The sequence below is a fragment of the Desulfobacterales bacterium genome (assembly GCA_029211065.1).
GTDB lineage: Bacteria > Desulfobacterota > Desulfobacteria > Desulfobacterales > JARGFK01 > JARGFK01.
The window spans coordinates 21,310-44,299 of record JARGFK010000018.1 but is presented as its reverse complement, the minus strand read 5'-3'; the positions used below and the strand labels follow the sequence as shown (position 1 = coordinate 44,299).

General features: G+C 52.5%; 20 protein-coding genes. 8 read left to right on the top strand and 12 right to left on the bottom strand.

The genetic code is table 11. The features are described 5' to 3' along the window. Positions 1-44 precede the first annotated feature (44 nt). On the top strand, positions 45-1,598 hold the full coding sequence (locus P1P89_06025) for an FGGY family carbohydrate kinase (GenBank protein ID MDF1591057.1): 1,554 nt from the start codon (positions 45-47) through the stop codon (positions 1,596-1,598). Between the two features lie 77 nt (positions 1,599-1,675). On the opposite strand, the gene P1P89_06020 is transcribed toward P1P89_06025, so the two are convergent. From P1P89_06020 to P1P89_06010, 3 genes are all read right to left on the bottom strand, one after another. After that, positions 1,676-2,959: a TRAP transporter large permease gene (locus tag P1P89_06020; protein ID MDF1591056.1), complete on the bottom strand. Its 1,284-nt coding sequence runs from the start codon at positions 2,957-2,959 to the stop codon at positions 1,676-1,678. Next, a complete protein-coding gene (locus tag P1P89_06015) occupies positions 2,956-3,489 on the bottom strand; it encodes a TRAP transporter small permease (GenBank protein ID MDF1591055.1) in 534 nt (177 codons plus the stop codon). Before P1P89_06015 ends, P1P89_06020 begins: the two co-directional genes overlap by 4 nt. Before the next feature lie 66 nt (positions 3,490-3,555). Further along, positions 3,556-4,527 (bottom strand): TRAP transporter substrate-binding protein, encoded by a 972-nt coding sequence (locus P1P89_06010; GenBank protein MDF1591054.1) that lies wholly within the window; start codon positions 4,525-4,527, stop codon positions 3,556-3,558. 254 nt (positions 4,528-4,781) lie between these two features. Here P1P89_06010 and P1P89_06005 point away from each other — a divergent pair, with 254 nt between their 5' ends. The 4 genes from P1P89_06005 to P1P89_05990 all read left to right on the top strand — a co-directional run bounded on the left by P1P89_06005 (position 4,782) and on the right by P1P89_05990 (position 9,652). Then, positions 4,782-5,273: an SH3 domain-containing protein gene (locus P1P89_06005; protein MDF1591053.1), complete on the top strand. Its 492-nt coding sequence runs from the start codon at positions 4,782-4,784 to the stop codon at positions 5,271-5,273. Further along, positions 5,270-6,223, top strand: a complete 954-nt coding sequence (locus P1P89_06000; GenBank protein MDF1591052.1) for a M48 family metalloprotease — start codon at positions 5,270-5,272, stop codon at positions 6,221-6,223. The genes P1P89_06005 and P1P89_06000 overlap by 4 nt, the downstream gene beginning before the upstream one ends. A 5-nt stretch (positions 6,224-6,228) precedes the next feature. Next, positions 6,229-8,376 carry an adenylate/guanylate cyclase domain-containing protein gene (locus P1P89_05995; protein ID MDF1591051.1) on the top strand — a complete coding sequence of 716 codons (2,148 nt, stop codon included), beginning with the start codon at positions 6,229-6,231 and terminating at the stop codon, positions 8,374-8,376. A gap of 376 nt (positions 8,377-8,752) precedes the next feature. After that, positions 8,753-9,652, top strand: a complete 900-nt coding sequence (locus P1P89_05990; GenBank protein MDF1591050.1) for an NAD(P)-dependent oxidoreductase — start codon at positions 8,753-8,755, stop codon at positions 9,650-9,652. Between the two features lie 128 nt (positions 9,653-9,780). Here P1P89_05990 and P1P89_05985 read toward each other — a convergent pair whose 3' ends face one another. The 7 genes from P1P89_05985 to P1P89_05955 form a co-directional block, all read right to left on the bottom strand. After that, positions 9,781-10,122 (bottom strand): type II toxin-antitoxin system HicB family antitoxin, encoded by a 342-nt coding sequence (locus P1P89_05985; GenBank protein ID MDF1591049.1) that lies wholly within the window; start codon positions 10,120-10,122, stop codon positions 9,781-9,783. Further along, positions 10,122-10,376, bottom strand: coding sequence for a type II toxin-antitoxin system HicA family toxin (locus P1P89_05980; GenBank protein ID MDF1591048.1), 255 nt, complete (start codon positions 10,374-10,376; stop codon positions 10,122-10,124). The genes P1P89_05985 and P1P89_05980 overlap by 1 nt, the downstream gene beginning before the upstream one ends. Before the next feature lie 605 nt (positions 10,377-10,981). Beyond that, entirely contained in the window at positions 10,982-12,901 is a 1,920-nt protein-coding gene (locus tag P1P89_05975; GenBank protein MDF1591047.1) for a TRAP transporter fused permease subunit, read from the bottom strand. A gap of 108 nt (positions 12,902-13,009) precedes the next feature. Further along, on the bottom strand, positions 13,010-13,999 hold the full coding sequence (locus P1P89_05970; protein ID MDF1591046.1) for a TAXI family TRAP transporter solute-binding subunit: 990 nt from the start codon (positions 13,997-13,999) through the stop codon (positions 13,010-13,012). A 107-nt stretch (positions 14,000-14,106) separates the two neighbouring features. Further along, complete coding sequence (panB, locus tag P1P89_05965; GenBank protein ID MDF1591045.1) at positions 14,107-14,961, bottom strand: 3-methyl-2-oxobutanoate hydroxymethyltransferase; 855 nt, start codon at positions 14,959-14,961, stop codon at positions 14,107-14,109. A gap of 11 nt (positions 14,962-14,972) precedes the next feature. Then, a complete protein-coding gene (locus P1P89_05960) occupies positions 14,973-16,139 on the bottom strand; it encodes an iron-containing alcohol dehydrogenase (GenBank protein MDF1591044.1) in 1,167 nt (388 codons plus the stop codon). Between the two features lie 34 nt (positions 16,140-16,173). Next, positions 16,174-16,848 (bottom strand): FadR/GntR family transcriptional regulator, encoded by a 675-nt coding sequence (locus P1P89_05955; protein ID MDF1591043.1) that lies wholly within the window; start codon positions 16,846-16,848, stop codon positions 16,174-16,176. Between the two features lie 306 nt (positions 16,849-17,154). On the opposite strand from P1P89_05955, the gene P1P89_05950 reads away from it, so the two are divergent. From P1P89_05950 to P1P89_05940, 3 genes are all read left to right on the top strand, one after another. Beyond that, a complete protein-coding gene (locus P1P89_05950; protein ID MDF1591042.1) occupies positions 17,155-18,405 on the top strand; it encodes an acetyl-CoA C-acyltransferase in 1,251 nt (416 codons plus the stop codon). A 240-nt stretch (positions 18,406-18,645) separates the two neighbouring features. Next, entirely contained in the window at positions 18,646-19,689 is a 1,044-nt protein-coding gene (locus tag P1P89_05945; GenBank protein MDF1591041.1) for a ParM/StbA family protein, read from the top strand. 7 nt (positions 19,690-19,696) lie between these two features. Then, positions 19,697-20,299: a hypothetical protein gene (locus P1P89_05940; GenBank protein MDF1591040.1), complete on the top strand. Its 603-nt coding sequence runs from the start codon at positions 19,697-19,699 to the stop codon at positions 20,297-20,299. Between the two features lie 3 nt (positions 20,300-20,302). On the opposite strand, the gene P1P89_05935 is transcribed toward P1P89_05940, so the two are convergent. Together P1P89_05935 and asnS are read right to left on the bottom strand one after the other, a co-directional pair. Continuing rightward, entirely contained in the window at positions 20,303-21,577 is a 1,275-nt protein-coding gene (locus P1P89_05935) for a four-carbon acid sugar kinase family protein (GenBank protein MDF1591039.1), read from the bottom strand. A 9-nt stretch (positions 21,578-21,586) separates the two neighbouring features. Beyond that, positions 21,587-22,969, bottom strand: coding sequence for an asparagine--tRNA ligase (gene asnS / locus P1P89_05930; GenBank protein MDF1591038.1), 1,383 nt, complete (start codon positions 22,967-22,969; stop codon positions 21,587-21,589). Positions 22,970-22,990: the final 21 nt, after the last annotated feature.

The window sequence follows — 22,990 nt, the reverse complement described above, 5'->3', positions numbered from 1 at the left end:
CTGCAATGTTTTGATCCTTTTATAAACTGAGGAATGACGCATTTATGATACAAGGACCGTTCTTACTGGGGATCGATATCGGCGGAACCGGATCCAAAGCAGGAGTGTTTACCCTTGATGGAAAACTGGTGGGAACGGGATATAGTGAATATAAAATGATCAACACCCTGCCGGGACAGGCTGAACAAGATGCTGAAGCCTGGTGGCAGGCAACGATCCAGGCAATTCGCAAGGCCATCAGTGGCATTTCAGCCGATGATATCCTTGCGGTGGGTGTCGGCTGCACCAACGGCCTGATTGCGGTTGACCGTATCGGTCGGCCGCTGCGATCGGCCATCATGCTGTGGGATCAACGCGCTCTGCCTGAAGTGGAACGGATTCGCCAGACACTTGACCCTGATCAGGTGTTCAGCGTTACCGGCAACCCTGTGGCGCCGGGCGCCTACTCGCTGCCGACCATTTTGTGGTTAAAGCACCATGAGCCTGAAACATTTGAAAAGGCCCATAAACTCATGGTGCCGGGGGGGTATCTGGTGGCGCGATTAACCGGTGAATTCACCATAGACTACTCCCGGGCCTGCACGACCCTTCTTTTTGACATCCGCAAGATGAAATGGCATGAACCTTTTTTAGAAGCACTGGAAATATCAGTCGATAAGCTCCCCACCCCCCTGCCGTCCCAGGAAATCGCCGGCAACGTAAGTGCCGCCGCCGCCCTGACCGGCTTGAGGCCTGGTACCCCCGTTACGGCGGGATGCATGGATACCATCGGCGCCTCTATCGGTTCCGGTGTAATGCAGCCCGGTGACTGTTTTGTCATCATGGGAACCGCTGCCCGGGTATCATCACCTCTGGGAGAACCCCGTTTTGACAACCGTTTCATGAACTGCGCCCATGTCCTTCCACAGCGCTGGCTTTCCATCGGCGCCATTAACGGTGTGGGTTCATCGCTGCGATGGGTCAGGGATACATTTGGACAGATGGAGCAGGCCGCCGCTGCCGCCTCCGGCCGGGATGTATACGATTTGCTGACGGCCCAGGCCGCCTTGTCGCCGCCGGGAAGTAAGGGCCTGTTGTTTTTGCCATATATATCCGGAGAGCGGACCCCTATTTGGGACCCATACGCCCGTGGGGTTTTCTTCGGCATTACGTTAGGCCATAACCGCAATGACTTTTTACGCTCCGTACTGGAAGGACCGGCTTTTGCGATCCGGCACGTGATTGAAATCCTTGAAACCGATTGCGGGCTTGATATCCAGACGCTGCGGATTGGCGGCGCTGCGGCCACCAGCGGTGTCTGGAATCAGATTATTGCGGATGTGCTGGGAAAACATGTGGTCAGCCTGACCCAAAGCCACACCGAAGTTCTGGGTGCGGCTGTGTTGGCTGGAATCAGTATCAATGTTTATTCGGATTTTAAAACGGCCATCAATAAAACAGTGGTGCCGGGAAATGAGTTCCGCCCGAATCCCAAAGCTCACGATGCATACAGCCGCCTGTTTCCAATGTACAAAAAACTCTACACCGAAGTGCAGCATCATTTTGCGGAGCTTGCCAGGATGGACCTGCCCCAGGTATGGATAAACAAGGGGGGTTAAATCCGACTCGGCCGGTAGATCCAACATGTCCTTTTAGCAATGCTTGCGCCTGCCCCTTTTGGATCATGTACCAGGTGTCAGCGATAAAAGAACTCAACCAGCGTCAGCGGTACGGCCGGCACATAGGTTACGAGCAGCAGAACAATCAGCAGAACACCGATAAAGGGGATATTGACTTTGGTCGTCTTCCAGATGTCGGTCTTGGCGATGGAACATGCGGTTACCAGAACACTGGCCACCGGCGGCGTCTGCTGTCCAATAGCAATATTGAGCGTCATGATCAGTCCGAATTGAACCGGATCGACCCCGATCTGGTTAATCAGCGGCATCACAATCGGAACCACCAGAATAATCGCCGCAGCACCGTGTAAAAACATTCCGACCACAAAGAGCATGCAGTTTAGCAATGCCAGCACGGCATATTTATTACCGCTGATACTGATCACCCACCGGGCAAATGCTTGAGGAACCTGGGCTTCCGTTAGATAAAGGCCGAGCACGGCCGATGTGGCCACTAGGAGCATCACTACTGCTGTCTGCATGACCCCTTCTATCATGGCTTTCCATAGATGCTCCAGGTTAAGCTCCCGGTAAAGCACCCCCCCAATGAAAAGCGCCGCAATCACCGCCAGACCGGCACCTTCAGTGGCCGTTACGATGCCGCCGAAGATCCCGCCGAGGATAATAACCGGCAGCATCAGAGCCCATCCGGCCTCTTTAAATGCTTTCCACAAGCGGGCAAGACTAAACGCTTCTTCACGGGGGAGATCGTGGCGCAGCGCATACCAGTAGCAATATCCCATCATTGAAAAACCGCCGATGACTCCGGGAATGATGCCGGCAACAAACAGCTGAACGATGGACGTGTCTGACAGGGCGCCGTATATAATCATGGCAATCGACGGCGGGATAATAATAGCTATGGATGCCGACGATGAGGTTACCGCTGCTGAAAATTTTGCGGTGTATCCCCGTCGTTTCATCGCGGGAATCAACACCGACCCCAGAGCGGCAACGTCGGCAACGGCCGATCCTGAAATTTCCGCAAAGAACATGGATACGCCGACATTGACCATTGCCAGACCGCCCCGGACAAAACCGATCAGTGCAGACGTCAGGTTGATAAGCCGCCGCGAGATGCTGGTGGTATTCATGAGCGCACCGGCCAGAATAAACAAGGGTATAGCCAGCAGGGGAAAATTGGTGGCCCCGGCAAACATCGTCAGGCCGGCGTTGAAGATGCTGTCAAACCCTTTAGAAATTACCATGCCGGCTATTGCCGTGATTCCGAGAGCGACCGCAATGGGCACATTGATCATCACGAGAAACAACATGCCAATAATCAACAGCGTAACGATCATGATGCATTCTCCGCTTCTTTAACAGCCGTTTCGATCGCCCGCTGCTCATAATCGGTGCCGGCCATGGCATTTCGCCAGGCATCCGGGATGCTGAAAAGTTCAGCCAGGATAAACAGAGCCGCACCAATGGGGATGACGGATTGGGTAAATTTCAAGGGAACCCATGCAATACTGACCAGGGTTTCTTCTCCAAAGACTCCCAGCAGATGCCATCCTGCCCAGCCGATTACACAAAAAAAACCGATGACGAACATCTCGGCAATTACAAAACAGATGGACCTGATTCCTACCGGCAGTTTCAGGAACAAGCCAGAAAAGCCCAGGTGTCCGCGTTTAAGAGCTGCCAGGGCCGCCCCGTAATACGTCAGCCAGGCCAACTGAACCGAGGCGACTTCGTCGTACCAGACCAGCGAAGAACCGCTGTATCGGAACACTACGGCCAGCACCACAATAAACGCAAGGCTGATCAGTATAGTGATTGACACAGCCTCCAGGAGCCGCCCAAACCATCGGTTCAGCTTGTTAAACATACCCTACATCCCTGTGAGTTTACCGGCCTCCGGGATCGGAGGCCGGCGGCTAATGGGGATTCTTAATCAGTCGGCCAGTTTGAGTGCCAGGTCGATCATCGCCTTGCCGGAAGAAATCTCTTTGGCGAATTCATCATAGATGGGCATGCTGGCCTTGACAAAGGCAGCGCGATCGGCTGTGTTCACCTTCATGTTGGCCCCCAGTTTTTCCAGGAGGGTTTGATCGTCCTGGGCTCCCATGGCGTACATCCAGCCCTGGACATCCCGTGCGGTTTTTTCGAGAATCGTACGCACATTCGCCGGAAGCTTGGCCCACGGTCCGGCGCCCGTTGTTAAAAAAGAAGGGGTGTAAACATGCGCGGTGACTGACAGATATTTTTGTACTTCCTGAAACTTAGCCGCATAGATATTGGTAAACGGGTTTTCCTGGCCGTCGATGACACCGGTCTGCAGCCCCACAAAGACTTCTGAAAAGGCCATCGGCGTCGGATTTGCCCCCCAGGCCGTGAACATTTTGACACGCCAGGTGCTTTTGGGGGTTCGGATCTTTACCCCTTTTAGGTCTTCCGGCGTTACAATAGGCCTGACATTGTTGGTAATGTGCCGGATGCCGTTTTCCCAGAAACCGAGAACCTTGTAACCTTTCTTTTCAATGGCCGGCGCAATCATCGGCCAGAAAACCTTATGTTCAATACGGTTCAGATGCGCACGATCTTTGATTAGAAACGGCATGTCAAAAAGGCCTGCTTCACCGGCAATCGAAGACATGATCGAGGAAGGCATGGACAGATGGACGGTACCGAGTTTCAGTTTCTGCATCAGGTCTTTATCATCACCCAGCTGGCCTGAGCCGTAAAATGTCACCTTGGCCTTGTCACCGAGCAGGTCATTTGCCCGACGCGTAAACTCTTCGGCCGTAATATACTGAGTCGATCCCGGTGCAGCACTGATGGCAAAAACAATTTCCAGGGCGCTGGCGGTTTGAACCAGACCCAACGCCAGAACTGCCACACACAGTATTATTAAACCTTTTTTCATGATGATTTACCTCCTTTTGGTTAATAGTCAAACCCCATGTCTTGCATTGGTATCTATCCCTATATCATACCCCAAGATAAAACCCATTGTTGTTTGGAATATTGTATACCAAACACAATATGTCAAGCTTTTTTATAACGATGCTGGATTTAATTTTTCATCCTTTGAATAGGGATGCAACATCGCTTTGACAATGACCTTAAACCACGATAAACTGATGCTGAATTCCATGAGAAAGGGAGGTCTTAAATAAAATGAATCGATGCAAAAACGCATGGATTGTCGCTTTGGTTATCTGCCTGACTTCGGCCATTGCAACCGCGGCCAACCTGATGAGCATTCAGATTAAAAAAGGACAGTTACGCAATTCGCCGTCGTTTTTAGGGAAAATTGTAGCCGAGCTTAATTACGCCGAGAAGGTTGCCGTTCTTGAAAAAACGGAAGCCTGGATCAAAGTCCGTTCATCTGCAAAAAAAGTTGAGGGCTGGCTGCATTCGTCCGCCCTGACGTTTAAAAAAATCATCCTCAAACCCGGCGCTGCCGATGTTTCCCAGGCCGCCAGCAGCAGCGAACTGGCCCTGGCCGGTAAAGGGTTCAGCGAACAGGTTGAAGGAGAATTTAAAACCAAAAACCCGCAATTAGATTATGCCTTGATAAACCAGATGGAACAAATGGTGGTTTCCCAGAACCAGATCGAACAATTTCTTATTGACGGCAAGTTGTCTCCCAAAGGAGGTGTCAAATGAAATCCATCTATAGCTCCAGGCGTTTAAACGCTATTAACCAGATCGGTCTTGTCGGTCTGGTTATAATCGTTTTAACCGCCCTCTTGCTTGCCGGCTGTGAAAGCCTGGATACCGTCGCCCAGATCGGCACAGCCGTCGGGGTTGCCACCGGCACAATTGACCAGTCCCAGGCGGCATCCATACAAAAAAGCGCCAAGGCCGTTGCCCGCAGTTTTCAGGACTTCACCCCGGAACAGGAATATTATATCGGCCGGACCGTCGGTGCGGTTATCGTCAACAAATACAAGCCCTATCATAATCTCGCGGCCACCCGCTATGTCAATTTGCTGGGGCAGACCCTGGCACGGGCTTCAGACCTTCCGGAAACTTTCGGCGGTTATCATTTTTTAGTTCTGGATTCCGATGAAATCAATGCCTTTGCAACCTCCGGGGGTTTTATTTTTATTACGCGCGGTCTGCTCAGGTGCTGCCGGGATGAAGATGCGGTGGCTGCGGTATTGGCACATGAAATCGGCCATGTTCAATCCAGGCATGGACTCCAGGCGATCAAAAAATCCAGGGTCACGGCCGCCCTGACAACCCTTGCCGTTGAGGGAACCAAAACTTTCAGTGGTCAGGATCTTGCCGATCTGGTCGGTACGTTTGAAGGCTCCATCACGGATATTACCACGACCCTGATCAATAACGGCTACTCGCGCGAATTCGAACAACAGGCGGATCAAGCCGCGGTAACAATTCTTCAGCGGGTGGGATACGATCCCAACGGACTGGTGGAAATGCTTAAAATCATGCAGGACAGACTCCGCCCAGGGGGGTCAGATTTTGCCAAGACCCATCCTTCGCCGGTCAGCCGCATGGCCGACATCCAGAAAAGTATCGGACCTTACCGGACGGTTGCGAATTCCGGTGCGAGACAGCAGCGCTTTTCCGAATCCCTGGGAGGCATCTGACATAAATGGCACAACACATCACCGTCGGCCCCAAACATTTGCAGAGTCTGGCCGTCGGCCTGGTTGCCGCAATGATAACGCTTGCCTTTTGGGCCGTTGGCTGGCTGAACTCCTGGGAAGCCAAAACCTGGGATTGGCGCAGTCGCCTTTTGGCCGAACCCGGTACGGCCACCGATGATATCCGCCTGATTTTATTGGACCAGAACAGTCTGGACTGGGCTTTTCGCGAAAACGGGCTCACGTGGCCCTGGCCCCGGGAGCTCTACAGCGCCATTGTCAACTACTGTAGACGCAGCGGCGCCAAAGCAGTCGCATTTGATGTGCAATTTACCGAACCTTCCAAATACGGGGTATCGGACGACAACGCCTTTAGCGATGCAGCGAAAGGGTTCGGCCGGTTTGCAGGCGCGGTTTTTCTGGGTCAATCCTCAGGGAGCATGACCAGTTGGCCGCCGGAGATTCCCGCGCCGATCTGGAATATCAACGGACTGCAGGACTGGCTCAAGACCAACCGGCCTGAAAAAATATCTTTTTTTCGGGCATCCTTTCCGATTCCTGAACTGGCAAAGAGCGCAGCGATATTGGGCAATATCCAGTCAGAACCCGATCCGGACGGCATTTACCGTCGGGTTAAGCCCTTCGCCATTTTCGATAACCATATCCTCCCCGCACTGGGAATCAGCCCCTATCTGGCAGCCAATCCCCAAACAGCCTCATCCATTCAACCCGGCCGCCTCACAATTGCAAAAAAGTCCATTCCCATCGACGATAAGGGTAATGCCATTTTGCGCTTTCGCGGCCCTTCCGGTACCCACCAGGCCTACAGCGCCGCCGCGGTTTTGCAGTCCGAAATTCGAATTATAAATGGCGAAGCGCCGACCATTCAGGACCCGCACGCTCTTAAGGATAAATATGTCCTTTTTGGATTTACGGCCCCCGGTCTATACGATCTTCGCTCGGCAGCCGTCGGCGGTGTCTATAGCGGCGTGGAAATTCATGCCACCATGCTCGACAACTTTCTGTCCGGCGATTTTATTCGAACAACTTCGCCGGTTCTGGTTTCAATTTTTATTATCATCCTCGCCTTATCCAGCGCGGGGTTGACATCGGCTTTCTCCAGTTTGCGCGGCATGGTAACGGTCGGCATCCTGTTTCTGGCCGCGCCCATCGGTTTATCCCTGGGCGCTTATACTTATGACTTCTGGCTTCCGATAATTGCCCCGGAAACGGCCGTGATTCTGGCGATTGTTCTGGCGCTGGTCCTTAATTATGTCACGGAAGGACGCCAGAAGCGGTTTATAAAAAATGCTTTTCAGCAGTACCTCAGCCCGACCGTTATTGAACAGCTGCTCCAGAACCCTGACCGCTTGAAACTGGGCGGCGAGCGAAAAAGGCTGTCCATCTTTTTTTCCGACCTGCAGGGGTTTACCTCTATTTCGGAAGGCTTGGAGCCGGAAGCCCTGACCCAGCTGCTGAACGACTACCTTTCGGCCATGACCGATATTATTCATGAAGAGGGCGGCACGGTGGACAAGTACGAAGGCGACGCCATCATTGCCTTCTGGAATGCGCCGCTCGACGTGCCGGACCACGCTGTTCGCGTCATCCAGACCGCCCTTCGCTGTCAGGCCCGGCTGGCGGAACTGCGCCCGGAATTTAGAGAACGGATCGGCAAAGATATGCACATGCGCATCGGCATCAACACCGGCCAGGTCGTTGTGGGCAACATGGGATCACGAACCCGCTTTGACTACACCATGCTGGGCGATGCCGTCAACCTGGCCGCACGACTGGAAGGAACCAACAAAGAATTCGGAACGTACACCATGATTTCCCATGCCACCCGGGAGCTGATCGGCAATACCTTTGCCGTTAGAGAGCTTGCCCGGGTTGCCGTTGTGGGGCGTAAAGGGTCTGTGACGGTTTACGAGCCCATGTTTCCCGATGCATACCCTCCCAGGAAAGCCCTATTGGATGAATTTGCCAGGGGCCTCGATTTTTTTTACCAGGGCCGTTTTAGAGAGGCCCGCGCGGTTTTTCATGCCATTCAGGATTCAGATCCCCCGGCAGCCGCCTATTACAAAAAATGCGAGGAACTGCTGGCGGCCGAACCCGAAAACTGGCAGGGGGTCTGGGTGATGACCGCCAAGTAAATAGCCGACCCCAAAGAGACTGACCTTGGTATAAGTCCGGAGGGGATTTGCTTTGATGGTATTTCACTCACTTCTTGAAATTCCAAACACCAAATTCCAAATATCAAATAATCTCCAATGACCAAAATTCGAAAACCAAAACAATGTCTGTCCTTGAAAGTTTTGGTCATTGAAGATTGAATTTTGGGGAATTGTTCGAAATTTGGTATTTGAAATTTGTATTTTCTAAAATAATAGAGGACGAAAAAGCGTATAGTTCTGACCGGACCCTGATAATCAGTTTCTCTATGCGGAATCATAGATAGCAGCTTGACAGGCGGCCCGCACTTTTTTATAGTCCCCTGACTTCACAATTTTATCTAAGGAGAAATCTAAAATGAAACGCATCGGATTTGTCGGCATCGGTCTCATGGGGCAGCATATGGCCCGGCTTTTACTGGAGGCCGGGCATCCGTTGATGGTTTGGAATCGAACAAAAGAAAAAGCGCAGGCGCTGTTGTCGACCGGCGCGACCTGGGCCGATTCCCCCAAAGCATTGGCTCAAAATTCCGACGTCGTTATTACCATGGTAACGGATTCAGCCGCATCGGAAGCGGTTTCTTGTGGGCCGAACGGCATCCTGGAAGGCGCCCATGCAGGACTGATACTCATTGATATGGGCAGCATCGCCCCGGAAATGTCCCGCCTGATCGCCGAACGGGCCCGCGCCAAAGGCGTTCGCATGCTGGATGCGCCGGTCACCGGCAACCCCAAGGTGGCAGCCGGCGGCAAACTGGGAATCATGGTGGGGGGGCCGATGGAAACGTTTAATGCCTCTCTGCCGATATTTGAAAAAATGGCGGCCAAGATTGTATATGCCGGGGAAAACGGCATGGGCACCACGCTTAAACTGATCAACAACCTGATTCTGGGGGTGGCCATTGAAGCGGTTTCAGAAGCCCTGGTCCTGGCGGCCAAAGCCGGGATCGATCCCCAGAAGGTGATTGACATTACCTCCGTCGGCGGGGCCAGAACCGGGGCCATGGAAACAAGGGGTCCGCGCATGGTTCGCCGGGATTTTTCCCCCGGCTTTTCAACCAGCAACATGTACAAGGATTTAAGCAGCGTCATGAAGCTGGCGGATGAGTGCGGCGTCTCGCTGCCGGCCACGGCCATCACCTGGGACATCCTGCGGGCAGCCAAAACCCAGGGAAAAGGCGATATGGATTCCTGCTGCGTCATGACCGTGCTGGAAGCCCTGGCGCAAACAGAAGTCAAATCAAATGAGCAGGTTTAATGGTGTTGTCATCTCCTTAGAGATGTGAGTCCCTTCCACCGCGACATACTTGTTTTGGTCATTCTTAATTTGAATCAGACCCTTTAAACGCCTTACGGTTTGTATCCGCAATATTAGTTCCGAAAATATTAAAGCGGATCTTGAGTGGTTTCTTCTAAAGCCTTTGTCAACGCTTCACTAACTAATGAATTTATACTTGCGCCTTTTCTCCTTGCTTCTATTGCAATACACTTGTGTAGTTCAGGTTCGACACGGACCACAAATTTACCGGAGTATGGTTTATCAGGGTCTTCTCCACGTTCGGCACAAAATTCTAAATAATCATCAACTGAATCATGAAAGGCTTTTCTCAGTTCATCAACTGTTCCGCCTTCAAAAGTGATAACATCTCTTAAATTGATGACTTCGCCGTGAAAAATATTAGCTTCGTCATCGAATTCCACTTTAGCAAAATAACCTTTATATTCCATTATTGATTCACCCCCGTTTCTATGAGGAATCTACGGACAGACCGAATAGTCGATTTGTTGGACACTCGTTGCGGATGAGGTCTATGGAAAATAGCTCTTATCTCCTTTAGCGCTACCCTGACCCGAGAACCTCTGCCTTCGGACACTTCGGCTCCCAGCGCCTTGAATAATCCCTCGATATCATTCCAAGAAATATCTGAGCGTTCAGGTTTTTCGAATATTTTCGCCAGTGTCTGCCGTTGTTTTTTATTCATGGCTATATAGTATCATAAATTGATATCATGTCAAGGGTTGGATTAAATATTTGAAACCTAACGGAACAGTCCTGGATAAAGCAAATTCCCTGACCGAAGACTCAAAAACGGACACAACCCTTACTGCAATACGGATAGGATTGACAAGGCCGGCTGGGCAAATAATTCTGACGCGGGAATCAAATCATCAAAAAAAATCATTTCAACCGGGGATCGATTCAGGCAAGTAATTTATGATTTCAAATAGTTGTAAAATCTTATGTGTTGGTTCTTTAAACGCAGTCAGATCCTTTTGTATATAAAGAGACCCTGGTCGAGGTTACAGTAGAATTTTCAACTATTTCATCATTGATATTGTCGCGAAATCGTTGAAGTAGCGCGATTCACGCTTACTGCCTTCAATCATAAATTCAGGCTGTTTCACCAAGGTGACTGATCGTGGTTTCAAATCATCTCCCCCAAATAGATGCATCAGCTTTAAATTCGCGGTCTCGGCAAAGGCATTGCAAAGATCTTTAATAGACCCGTTTGCCTGGAAAAAATAAAGATGTGAACTCCACCGAATGCAATTTTGACAACTGTTGGTAGTCACCTCAGTCGGCAATCTACACCTTTGCTTCTGACAAACGTTTTCGGTAAACCTTAAACCCCGGCAACCATGCCGCCGCCAGCAGAATCAACCCCACGAGATTGACCCATTTGGGCAGCGGCAGCAGCAGGCATATGGCAACGACCCCGAACACCACGCGCCGCCATGGCTTTATCTTTGATTCAATAAAATCAGCACCCTGAAGCGCCATGGCAAGCGACATGAAACCCACCAGCAGCATCACCGAAACATAAACGACATCAAACGCGGATCCCCCCAGCAAAAGAGGGGGAAGATACACAAAACCGAAGGGTAGAAAAATCAGGGCAAATCCGAATTTCAACGCGGCAAAACCGGTTTCCATGGGGTCGGCTTTGGCAAGTGCGGCAGCCGCAAAAGCCGACACACATACCGGCGGTGTGATGTTGGAAAGGCAGGCTGCGTAAAAAACCACCAGATGGGCGGCAATGGGCGGTACATCCAATTGAATCAATGCCGGCGCAGCCACGACCGAAAGAATGATATAAGAGCCGGTGGTGCTGCTGCCCATCCCGATAATGATGGAAATAATCATCACCATGATCACGCACAGCAACAGGCTCCCTCCGGCCGCCTCAACCAGTATCGCCGAAAATTTCAATCCCAAGCCGGACAGCACAATCCCGCCGATGATAATCCCCAAGGCGCCGATGGCCGCACCGGCCGAATTATTGGCGGAAGCGCCGGAACGGAGCGCCAGCAGAATATCGCCGGCGCCCATCCGGGTGTCTTTCCGTCGCCAAGAGAGAATAAGGGCCGATGCGGTCCCCCAGAATGCGCCGACTTCCGGTGAGAATCCGTAAAATAAAAGCCCCAGCACAATAACGATGGGCATAAAAAAATGCCACCCCGCCTTTAGCACCGCCGCCACTTTGGGAATTTCCTTTGCCGGCAGCCCTTGCAGTCCCGAACGCAGGGCTTCCAGGTCCACCATATATAAGACAAAAATAAAATACAGCAGGGCCGGGATAACATTTATCAGGGCAATTTTTAAATAATCAACTTCGATCAGGGTGGCCAGAATAAATACCCCGGCCCCCATGATCGGCGGCATAAACTGTCCGCCGGTGGAGGCAATGGCTTCGATGGCGCCGGCCACCTTAGGCCGAAACCCGATCCGTTTCATCATGGGAATGGTAAACGTACCGGTGGCCACTACATTCGCCACCGAAGACCCGGAAATGGAACCAAATAAAGCCGAGGTGACGGTCGCGATCTTGGCTGGCCCGCCTCTCCATTTGCCGGTCAGCGCCTTGGCCAGTTCCATAAAGAACCCGCCGGCGCCGCTTCTTTCCAGAAACGCGCCGAAAATCATAAAGGGGAACACAAACGTTGCAAAGGTCGCGGTGATCACCCCAAACATGGCCTCCTGGGTACTGAACGTGAATTCAATGATCCGGCCCGGGGACATGCCGGCATGGCTCAACTTTCCCGGAAGATAGGGGCCAAAATAGATCTGCGACAGGAAAATAACGGACAGAATCACCATGACAATCCCCAGGGCGCGGCGGGCCGTTTCAAGGATCATGACGATGGCAATCACCCCCATGGTTAAATCCCAGAAACTGGGATTGGTTACCCGGAACATGGCGTAGGGCATGTACTGATCGATCCAGTAGCCGATGGAAACCGAAACCAGTATCACACAAACGATATCATAAACGCTGGGTCTGTTCTTCGGCGCCCAGCGGGATGCCGGAAACAGCAGGTAAACGAGTACCGATGTGAACAGCAGATAGAAACCCCGATTGGTTTCCGTAGATATCACACCAAAACCGGACGTATACATATACCAGACAGCCATGAATATGGCTGCGCTTGAATATAAAACAGCCCAGACCCCCTTGATCGTTCGATTTTTTCCCCTGACCTCAGTCATCCAGTCCAACGTTAACATGAATAGATCTCCAGAACTAAGATATTGATACAGAACCCCGGCCTGTTCAACAGTAACAAAAACACTGCCGCAGCAGGTGCTGCGGCAGCGTCTTCGTGGCGGTTATGATTATTCCTGCCACTGACCTTTTTCTTTGTAATATTTTTCAGCACCCGGATGCATGGGCGCACCCAGCTTGAGGAACAGTTTGGTATCCGGCTCCATCTGTTTCCAGCCCTTGTGGGCATCGCCCAATTCCTTAAAGATCTTCGGCTGGAAGACCAGGTTGGTGATGTCATAGATGGCCTTTTCCGGCACCCGCTCATGGGCTACCCAATAGACGGTCAGATAGGGCATCTGTGTTTCCGGGACATTTTTATAGACCCCTTTTTTCATGATGCCGGTGTAGTAAAACGGATAGTCCTTAATAATTTTTGCCATTTCCGCGTCCGTAAACGGAATCACATAGGCGCCCTTTGTCTCCGCCAGCGTCGTTACGGCGCCCGCCGGCGCCGAGGACTGGAAGAAGGCATCAATCTGTCTGTTTTCAACTGCACGGCCGGCATCGGCAAAAGACATCATGCGCGGCTTGATTTTTTCCAGCAACCCCAGGGCCCGCAGGACATTCTCGCTGTTAAAAACCGTACCGGAGCCCGGCGGTCCCAGTGCAACCGTCTTGCCGATGAGGTCATTCATGCTTTTAATTCCGGAACCCGGCAGTGTTACGGCATAAGATGCACCGGCATAAATCTTGGCAACACCTCGCAGCATGGTGCCTTTGGGATCTTTTTCAAACGGCCCCTGATTGTTCAGCGCCATATAGACATGGGGTCCATAGACAATCCCCATATCCAGCTCCCCCTTCACCAGGCGCTTACAGTTCTCGGTGGAACCGCCCGTGGAAACCTGGGTAATGTTGTACTGGGGAAGCTCCCGTGTGATGATGGTCCCGGCACCCCCCACAAGATAATACATCATGCCGCCGGGGGTCGATCCGCCAAAGGAAATGTTCATTTTTTCCTGGGCTGCAACCGGTCCGGCCAGCAAGAGAACCATGGCCAGAACCGCGACCAGCAACAGACCTTTGTGTTGTTTGCTTTTGCCTGATAGCCACTTCATATGTCTTTCCTCCTTTAGATAAAGATTTTTCGGTTTAGCCATTTGCATCCACCGGCCGCACGTGACGCCCGTCCGGCGTGAAATGACCGCCAAGGGTTGGTACTTATCTATTCTTTTCCCACTAATTTAAAAAACTTCTCATCTTCGCCCGCCAGCATGCGGTAGCAGTGCTCCTCGGCCGGGAACTTTCCAGCGCGCACCTCTTCACAGTAGACTTTCATAGCGCCGGTGACCATCTCCGCCACCTGGCCGTATTTCTTGACAAATTTCGGTGTAAAGGCCTGGAACTGCCCGATCATGTCCGACACGATCAGCAGCTGGCCGTCGCAGTCCGGCCCGGCCCCGATGGACAGCGCCGGGATTTTCAGCCTTTTTGTAATGTACGCGCCCAGTTCCGGCGGAACGGCTTCCAGCAGGATCATCTGGGCGCCGGCCGCTTCAACCGCCAGGGCATCCTCCACCACCAGTTTCGCAGCCTCGGCCGTGCGTCCCTGGGCCTTGTGGCCCCCCAGCTGCCCGGAGCTTTGCGGCGTCAGGCCGATGTGACCCATTACCACAATGCCGGCATCTACAATCGCCTGGATTTTTGAGGCGATCCGAACCCCGCCCTCCAGTTTGATGGCGTCGCAGTCAGCCTCTTTCAAAAAACGTCCGGCATTTTCAACGGCTTTATCCGTCGAGCTCTGATAGCTCATAAACGGCATGTCGCCGATCACAAACGTATTGGGCGCGCCGCGCCGGACGGCATCGGCATGCCGGACCATCTGATCCATTACCACCGGAACGGTTCCCTTATAGCCATAGACGCACATCCCCAGGGAATCGCCCACCAACAGCATGTCCAATCCGGCTGCTTCGGCAAACTGGGCCGTGGGGTAATCATAGGCGGTCAGAAAGGTTATTTTCTCTCCGGACTGTTTCATCTTTAAAAAATCATGAACTGATTTTTTCTTCTTGCTCATCTTATTCTCCTTTAAAAAGCTTTTTCGTAAATTTCCTTGATATCTTCCACCGACAGATTGATCGGCGAGCGCGACAAGAGCCGCTGCTCCTTGTGGGCTTCCTCGGCCCAGTACTGCAGGTTGGACCGGTCCTTTACGCCCAGTTCCGTCAGCGAATTGGGCAGCCGGACACTGGCCACGAGTTCGCGGATGGCTTCCGGGGCCAGCATTGCGGCTTCCCGCGCGGAAAGCCCTTCCACGTTTTCTCCCATGGCTTCGGCCAGCCGGACCATTTTATCCTGCCGGGCGACAATGGCATATTCAAAACAGGTGGCCAGCAGCGCACTCAAGGTCACACCGTGGGGGCTGTGGTATTCGCCGCCGATGGGATAGGACAGGGCATGCACCAGACTGGTGCCGGAGTTGTTAAGGACCATGCCGGACATCATACTCCCCAGAGACATGTAATAGCGGGCATCAAGATCCTTTCCATCGGCGTAAGCCGGTCCCAGCCACCGGGTGATGATCCGGACGGCTTCCAGGGCAATGATCTCCGTAACCGCATTGGCGTTTTTGGATATGAACGGTTCGGCCGCATGGATGAAGGCGTCGATGCCGGAACTGGCGGTAACATGCGCCGGGCAGGATACTGTCAGCATCGGGTCGATAATGGCGACATTCGGCAGCAGATTATTGGAGGCCACCGCCTTTTTGACGTCGCTCTCCCTATCCAGAAAAATAGCGTGCTTGGTCATCTCGGCCCCGGTTCCGGCTGTTGTGGGAACCATGATCGTCGGCTTTCCCCGCATCGAAACCTTTTCCTTGCCGAAATAATCTCTGGTTTTGCCCGGATTGGTCATTAATGCGGAAGCCATTTTAGCCACATCCAGAATACTGCCGCCGCCCAGGCCGATAATCACGTCAAAATTTCCTTTTTTAGCAAGTTCAGCCGTCCCTTCAACCACATCGGTGGCCGGCTCGGGTGTATCGCGTTCCTGTATATTGACTTCCACCGCCAGGCTTTCTTTGTTCAAAAACGACAGGACTTTATCTAAAATTCCGGCTTTTTTGACCGACGGACCGGTAACGATCAAGACTTTCCCCGCGCCCAGTTTTTTTGCTTCACCGCCGATCTGATGGATCGTATCCATCCCGAAAAAAGTCGACGGTGTTTTAAATGGTATTGTTTCAAACATCATGCTTCTCCTTAGTTATCAATAGGCTCAAATTTGTTTAAAGGTTTCCCAGTAAATTTTTCTGAACGGCTTCCAGGTGCATGCGCATCATCCGTTCGGCTTCAGCCGCATCGCGGTCGGCAATGGCCGCCACCATCTTGCGGTGCTGCCGGCAATAGAATTGATGCCGCTCGCGATTAAAGCTGGCTTCTTTCAGCCGCCCCCAGAGTTTGTCTTCGCGCAAACTGTTGATCGCTTCAAACAGTGAAACCAAAAGCGAATTTCCGGTTGATGCGGCAATCGCCCGGTGCAGGGCGCCGTCCCACACCTCAAAAGAGAGCGGGTCTGTTGCCGCCTCGGACTTAATCAGCGCATTGGTGATCTTTTCAAGGTTGCCGGGGGTCGCCCGCAGCGCTGCGATAGCAGCCGTTTTGGGCTCAAAAACCATTCTGACTTCCATGATTTCTGCCGGGTTGGTAATCTCGGCGACCATGAACCGGGCCTCGTGCTTCCCCGTGGTTCGGGAGCCGACAAATGTTCCCCGCCCCACATGCCGCCAGATCAAATTTTCCGCTTCCAGAACCGACAACGCTTTTCGCAAGGCAGCCCGTGAAATGCCCAGCTCCACCGACAGCTCCCGTTCCGGGGGCAGGCGGCCCTCTTGCGGGTATCGCCCGCTCTGCAGCAACTCCCGCAGACGCTGAACTGACTGCTCATTATTTCTGCTTTTCATGTCCGTCATCCCGGTCATTCAAAGGCTGTTACCATTCATTCAACAGATCAAGTCAATCGTTTTTTACATACCAATTTTAAATTGGTTCATTTCAGATATCTCCATATAAATCGTATGTCAACTAAAATTTTGCCAAGATTTATTTGATACCAATTTACAAATTGGTTCAAGATATTTTAGTATTTTATGGCTTGACACCTGCATCCGATTTTCTGATAATCGCTTTAGGTGTTTGAATATATAATCAATACCTGTCTGGTGTGAGAAAGACCAAACGACCCTTTACCTTTTTTAAAGGAGTGATCCATGAAAGACATCGTCATTGCATCGGCCTGCCGGACCGCCATCGGCGCCTTTGGCGGAACCCTGCGCGACAGCAACGCCGCGACCCTGGCCAGTGTCACCATGAAAGCAGCGGTTGAGCGGGCAGGAATCGATCCGGCCCTGATCGATGATGTCCGCTACGGCTGCTGCATGGAACCGGCCGACTCCCTGAACGTGGCCCGTGTCGGCGCGCTTCTGGCAGGCATTCCGGATACGGTTACAGCGGCAACCATCAACCGGGTATGCATCTCCGGCATGGAAGCGGTCATTTCAGGCATGGCCATGATCCGGGCGGAAATGGCCGATGTCATTCTGGCCGGCGGCGTTGAACATATGTCCGGTGCGCCTTACACGGTGCCGGCCGCCCGCTGGGGCTGCCGGCTCCAGGACCAGGTCTTGGTGGACGCCATGATCCATGCCCTGCACTGCGGCTCGCACATCATTCCCCATCCCGAGGACGGGCCGGTCAATGCAAATGAGCCGCCGTTGAGTCTTTTTAAAGGAAAGCCCTATCTCATGGGGCACACGGCGGAATTTATCGCCCAGTACATGAACATCAGCCGCCGGGAAATGGACCTTTTCGCCCTGCGAAGCAACAATGAAGCTGAAAGAGCGACCCGGGACGGATCTTTTAAGGATGAGATTGTACCGGTTATGATACCCCAAAAAAGAAAAGAACCGATTGTGTTTGACAAAGACGAACACTTCCGGCCGGGGCTCACCCTGGAGCAGCTTGAAAAACTGCCGCCGGCCTTTGTGCCGAAAATCGGAAAGGTGACGGCCGGAAATTCCAGCGGCATCAACGACGGCTCAGCCGGACTCATCATTCTGTCGGCCCAAAAAGCGAAAGACCTGAACATCACACCGCTGGCCAAAATAAAGGCTGTCGGCCGGGGCGCCTGCCACCCGTCGGTCATGGGGCTGTCGCCGGTGCCGGCCGTCAAACAGATGCTTGCCGCCGGCAAACTTCAAATAAACGATTTTGAACTGATCGAGCTCAACGAGGCCTTTGCCGCCCAGTACATCGGCTGCGAGCGGGAGCTGAGCTTAAATCGCAGCCTCACCAATGTCAACGGGTCCGGCATCGGTTTGGGCCATCCGGTGGGCGCAACCGGCGCCCGCATCATCGTCACATTGATGTATGCCTTGAAAAAAAGGAACAAGTCGTTGGGCCTGGCAACACTTTGCGGCGGCGGCGGCGTCTCCATGGCCTGTGCCATCGAGATGCTCTAGCACCCAACCGGGTCCGGCGCATAGAAATCATTTCAATTTCTGTTTATTGAAGAAGTTGAATCGGGAGGGGATGCTGAACAATCCGTTGAAAATGTCGATTGACACTCCACCCTACTCTTGATATTTCTTCTTTAAAATCACCGTAACCGGTTGCCTCTCAATATGATGCCTGTCTTTGGTTATTACACCATGTGAGGGGTGTAAATTCTAATCCATTAAATCTAACGGGGGAAGTTTAAAATGGAAGTCGCAGGGATTGATATCGGATTCGGTTTTACCAAGGCCACGGATGGTAAGGAATTTGTCCTATTCAAATCCATACTGGGGGAGGCCACGGATATCCAGTTCAGTTTGCCCATCGTAAAAAGCGAGGCCGGGCCCTGCATGCATGTCTTGCTGGACGGACAGAGTTACTTTGTGGGGGATTTTGCCGAGCATCATTCCAACACGCGGCAATTCACACTGGACCAGGAAAAGCTTCTCACCGACTTTTGTAAGGTCCTGGCCCTGACCGCTATGGGCTATCTGTTTGATACCTATGCCCCTGTGAACATTGTTACCGGGCTGCCGGTGGGTTATTACCGCGAGTATCACCAGCGTTTTGCCAAAATGCTCAAGGGGAACCACGAAATCAGCTATCAAAAGAACGATGGCGCCAGTGAATCCAGGCGCCTCAATATCAACAATTTACGGATAATTCCCCAGCCGCTTGGCAGTATTTTTAACGTGCTGATGAACGAAAGCGGAAAGATTACCAATCGTGAACTGGCCAAACAAAAAATCGGCGTCATCGACATCGGGTTCCGAACCACCGATTTTTGTATTTTTGACGGTCTGCAGTATGTCGAACGGGGCAGCAGCACAACCGATACCGGGATTGCCAAAAGCTTTGGCGTGATCGCCAAAAAGCTCCGGGAAGAAAGCAAGGTGAACATCGAGCTGTATCGCCTTTACGATGCCATCGGAACGGGTTTCATCAAAATCCGGGGAAAGGAATATAATATCTCAAAACTCAAAGATTCGGTGTTTTCCCACGCGGCCAGCATCATTGCCAGCGACGTCTCCCGACTATGGGCCGATGACTGGGATATTGATGCCATCATTATCAGCGGCGGCGGCGCCATGGAGCTGGCTAAATTTTTACAGCCGCTGATTGCCGGCAACATTATGCCCGTAGAAACCCATATCGATGCCCGCCTGAACAACGTCCAGGGCTACTTCAAATATGCGCAGTACCTGTGGGGAAATATAGACCCGCCCGCCAAATCAGATAAGATCGACTAGGAATAGAATGTCCGGATCATTTTATGAAAAAGACAACCAGGCGGTCCGTATCCACCGGCTCAGTCAGGCCAAAGACTTTTGGTCCGACTATGAAACATGGCGTCCAACGACACCTTTTCTGCGTTATGTTTTCAATACCCAGCTGCAAGCCATGGAGGCGCTGCTGTCCGTTACCTGTGTTCATGAGGCCGAGGATACGGGCCATCTGATCTGTACCGAGCCCATCACCATGGGATGCTACCGGGTGATAGACGGCCGTTATGAAGTTTTTCTGTCCGGGGAAAAGCTTACCTACACGACATGGTCTGAGGCCACGGAAAAATTCTCTCTACATCGCGGCCAGTACCGAAACCAACTCAAGCCGGAAACCTACGAACGGTTCAAAAGTCAGTCACAGGCCGATCAGGTTGTCTTCAAAAAGGAGTATTATGAGGTAACCCTGACCGACACACTATTTTATCAGATTTTTGAAGCTTCCAGTTTCGTGGCGGCCAAAAACTTTCTGATGCGACCAGAAAACCTCATAACCGCCCGCAATCGATACATTCATGTAATTACACCCAAAGGGACGCTTTGCCGGGACATCAACGGCATCCACGAACCAGACTGATATTCAGGGCAGCATTCCCAGCGCCTTTTCAAAAAAATTCTCTCCGCCGAAATTGCCGGATTTTAATGCCAGACAAATTGTCTCGGGTGCTTTGCAAAAAGTCCAGGGCACACCCGGTTCGATTTCCGGTCCAATATAAAGCGCTTGAATGCCCAGGGCCGCCACCACCGCCCCGGCGGTCTCGCCGCCGGCAACAATCAGTTTCTGAACACTCCCCGCCGCCAACTGCCGGGCTATTTCCGCGAATGCCCGCTCGATAAGCTCTCCGGCCCGCTCCGTTCCCAAACGTTTCTGGGCGTCGGCAACCTCATCCGGTTCAGCTGACGAATAAATCAAGACCGGTCCCTTGACCATGGCCTCCGAGGCCCAGGCAAGCACCGATTCCACCCGCTGTTTCCCCTGGGCCAATCTCACGGGATCTATTTTAAAGGCAGGACATGTGCGGGCCATGCGGCGGACCTGCCCCCGGGTGGCGGACGAACAGCTGCCGGCGATAACGACCGCGGGTCCTTCTATCCGGGGCAGCGCCGCCAGCCCGCGCATATCCCTTAATAGTCCTGCTTTGCGGAAATTGTCGGGCAGTCCCAAGGCCACACCCGATCCGCCGGTAATCAGCTTTAAGTTTGCGCAGGCCGCTCCGATATCCATCAGATGTTTCTCTGATATCGCATCCGCAACGGCAAACCGGGTTCCTTGATCAGCTAAAACCGTTAATTTCTCCTGAATGGCCGCTGGGCCCGCTTCCACGGTTTGAATGGAAATCAACCCGGCCGACTCCGGCCGTCCCAGCTGTCGGCCCAGGAATCGAACCAGGTTGGCATCCGTCATGGGGGTCAGGGGGTGATCCCGCATGCTGGATTCGCTCAGAAGCCGATCTCCCACAAAAAGATGGCCCTGGTAAACCGTGCGGTGATTGGCCGGAAAAGCGGGGCAGACGATAGTGGCTTTGTCGCCTAAAAAATTTAACAGGGCCTCGGCCACCGGTCCGATATTTCCCTTTTCAGTGGAATCAAAAGTCGAGCAGTATTTAAAAAATATTTGCCGGGCGCCCTGCGCCAGAAGCCAGCTGCAGGCTGCCAACGATTGGGAGACGGCTTCCGCCTTCGGAACGGTTCGGGATTTCAAGGCGATGACCGCTGCCGGCATATCCCCTGCCGCAATTGCATCGGCGGGCACGCCGATGTATTGAACGGCCGGCATGCCGTTTTTGGACAGCATCAGGGCCAGATCCGTAGACCCGGTAAAATCGTCGCCGATGGCGCCTAAAAGAATTGGCATAACTTCCTCTCAGAATTCGATACTGCTGGGCGTTCGGGGAAAGGGTATCACATCGCGAATATTGCGGATGCCCGTCAAGAGCATCAGCAGCCGTTCAAACCCCATGCCGAAGCCGCTGTGTTCAACCGTCCCGTAGCGACGCGAGTCCAGATACCACCAGTAGTCCGCTTTGGGAAGGCCGGCGCTATCCATGCGGGCCTCCAGAACATCCAGACGTTCTTCACGCTGGCTGCCGCCGATGATCTCACCCACAGACGGGACCAGCACATCCATTGCCGCCACAGTGGCATTGTCGCTGTTCAGGCGCATGTAAAACGGTTTGATCTCTTTGGGATAATCATAAATGATCACCGGTTTTTTAAACTGCCGCTCCGTCAGAAAGTTTTCATGCTCCGACTGCAGGTCCTTTCCATAGGATATTTCAAATTCAAATTTCTCCTTGGCGCCGGTTAAAATATCGATTGCCTCACGATAGGGCAGCCGGACAAATTCTGAAGAAACAATATTTTCCAGGATCTTCATCAGCTCTTTATCAACGAACCTGGCAAAAAGATCCAAATCTTCTGAACATGTCTCCAGGATGGCGGCCGTCAATTCTTTTATCATTTCTTCGCCCAGGTCCATGTTTCCCTGTAGATCGCAAAAGGCCATTTCCGGCTCCACCATCCAAAATTCAGCCACATGCCGCCGGGTATTGGAATTTTCAGCCCGAAACGTCGGGCCAAAGGTATATACATCGCCCAGGGCCAGCGCAAACATCTCCGCCGACAGCTGGCCGGAAACCGTCAAATTGGCCGGCCGGCCGAAAAAATCACGGGAAAAGTCGGTTTGTCCGTCTTTAAGGGGTGGGTGGACCAAATCCAGGGTCGTCACCTTAAACAGTTCACCGGCCCCTTCGCAGTCCGAACCGGTAAGGATGGGGGTATGAATATAGGAAAAGCCTCTGTCCTGAAAAAAGCGATGAATGGCATGGGACAAGGCCGAGCGAATGCGGAAGGTGGCCCCGTACTTATTGGTCCGGGGGCGTAAATGCGCAATATTTCTTAAAAACTCGTCACTGTGACGCTTTTTCTGGAGCGGGAACGACTCCGGGGCCAGGCTCAAGACCTCCACCCCGTCGGCTTGAATTTCCCAACGCTGCCCTGCCCCCTGGGACGCCACCAGTTTGCCCTTGACCGCGACAGCCGAGCCGGTTGTCAGTTTAACAACCTCATTATAATTTTCCAGAGCGCTGCCGGCAATTACCTGCATGTTTTTCAAGCAGGAGCCGTCATTGAGTTCAATAAAAGAAAACGCTTTTGAATCCCGCCGGGTTCTGACCCAGCCCTTGATCAGAACATCTGTGGCAGGGTCTTTCGCCTGAAGCAATTGGGATATTTTAGTTCGCTGCATACCTGTCTCCTTTTAAATAAC

What these genes read in the sequence shown, in the direction of transcription:
- P1P89_06005 (MDF1591053.1), top strand. Translation starts at nt 4,782, where the DNA reads ATGAATCGATGCAAAAACGCATGGATTGTCGCTTTGGTTATCTGCCTG.
- P1P89_05960 (MDF1591044.1), bottom strand. Translation starts at nt 16,139, where the DNA reads ATGATGTTTGAAACAATACCATTTAAAACACCGTCGACTTTTTTCGGG.
- P1P89_05995 (MDF1591051.1), top strand. Translation starts at nt 6,229, where the DNA reads ATGGCACAACACATCACCGTCGGCCCCAAACATTTGCAGAGTCTGGCC.
- P1P89_05950 (MDF1591042.1), top strand. Translation starts at nt 17,155, where the DNA reads ATGAAAGACATCGTCATTGCATCGGCCTGCCGGACCGCCATCGGCGCC.
- panB (MDF1591045.1), bottom strand. Translation starts at nt 14,961, where the DNA reads ATGAGCAAGAAGAAAAAATCAGTTCATGATTTTTTAAAGATGAAACAG.
- P1P89_05935 (MDF1591039.1), bottom strand. Translation starts at nt 21,577, where the DNA reads ATGCCAATTCTTTTAGGCGCCATCGGCGACGATTTTACCGGGTCTACG.
- P1P89_05980 (MDF1591048.1), bottom strand. Translation starts at nt 10,376, where the DNA reads ATGAATAAAAAACAACGGCAGACACTGGCGAAAATATTCGAAAAACCT.
- P1P89_06020 (MDF1591056.1), bottom strand. Translation starts at nt 2,959, where the DNA reads ATGATCGTTACGCTGTTGATTATTGGCATGTTGTTTCTCGTGATGATC.
- P1P89_05970 (MDF1591046.1), bottom strand. Translation starts at nt 13,999, where the DNA reads ATGAAGTGGCTATCAGGCAAAAGCAAACAACACAAAGGTCTGTTGCTG.
- P1P89_05940 (MDF1591040.1), top strand. Translation starts at nt 19,697, where the DNA reads ATGTCCGGATCATTTTATGAAAAAGACAACCAGGCGGTCCGTATCCAC.
- P1P89_06015 (MDF1591055.1), bottom strand. Translation starts at nt 3,489, where the DNA reads ATGTTTAACAAGCTGAACCGATGGTTTGGGCGGCTCCTGGAGGCTGTG.
- P1P89_05985 (MDF1591049.1), bottom strand. Translation starts at nt 10,122, where the DNA reads ATGGAATATAAAGGTTATTTTGCTAAAGTGGAATTCGATGACGAAGCT.
- P1P89_05945 (MDF1591041.1), top strand. Translation starts at nt 18,646, where the DNA reads ATGGAAGTCGCAGGGATTGATATCGGATTCGGTTTTACCAAGGCCACG.
- P1P89_06025 (MDF1591057.1), top strand. Translation starts at nt 45, where the DNA reads ATGATACAAGGACCGTTCTTACTGGGGATCGATATCGGCGGAACCGGA.
- P1P89_06000 (MDF1591052.1), top strand. Translation starts at nt 5,270, where the DNA reads ATGAAATCCATCTATAGCTCCAGGCGTTTAAACGCTATTAACCAGATC.
- P1P89_06010 (MDF1591054.1), bottom strand. Translation starts at nt 4,527, where the DNA reads ATGAAAAAAGGTTTAATAATACTGTGTGTGGCAGTTCTGGCGTTGGGT.
- P1P89_05975 (MDF1591047.1), bottom strand. Translation starts at nt 12,901, where the DNA reads ATGTTAACGTTGGACTGGATGACTGAGGTCAGGGGAAAAAATCGAACG.
- asnS (MDF1591038.1), bottom strand. Translation starts at nt 22,969, where the DNA reads ATGCAGCGAACTAAAATATCCCAATTGCTTCAGGCGAAAGACCCTGCC.
- P1P89_05990 (MDF1591050.1), top strand. Translation starts at nt 8,753, where the DNA reads ATGAAACGCATCGGATTTGTCGGCATCGGTCTCATGGGGCAGCATATG.
- P1P89_05955 (MDF1591043.1), bottom strand. Translation starts at nt 16,848, where the DNA reads ATGAAAAGCAGAAATAATGAGCAGTCAGTTCAGCGTCTGCGGGAGTTG.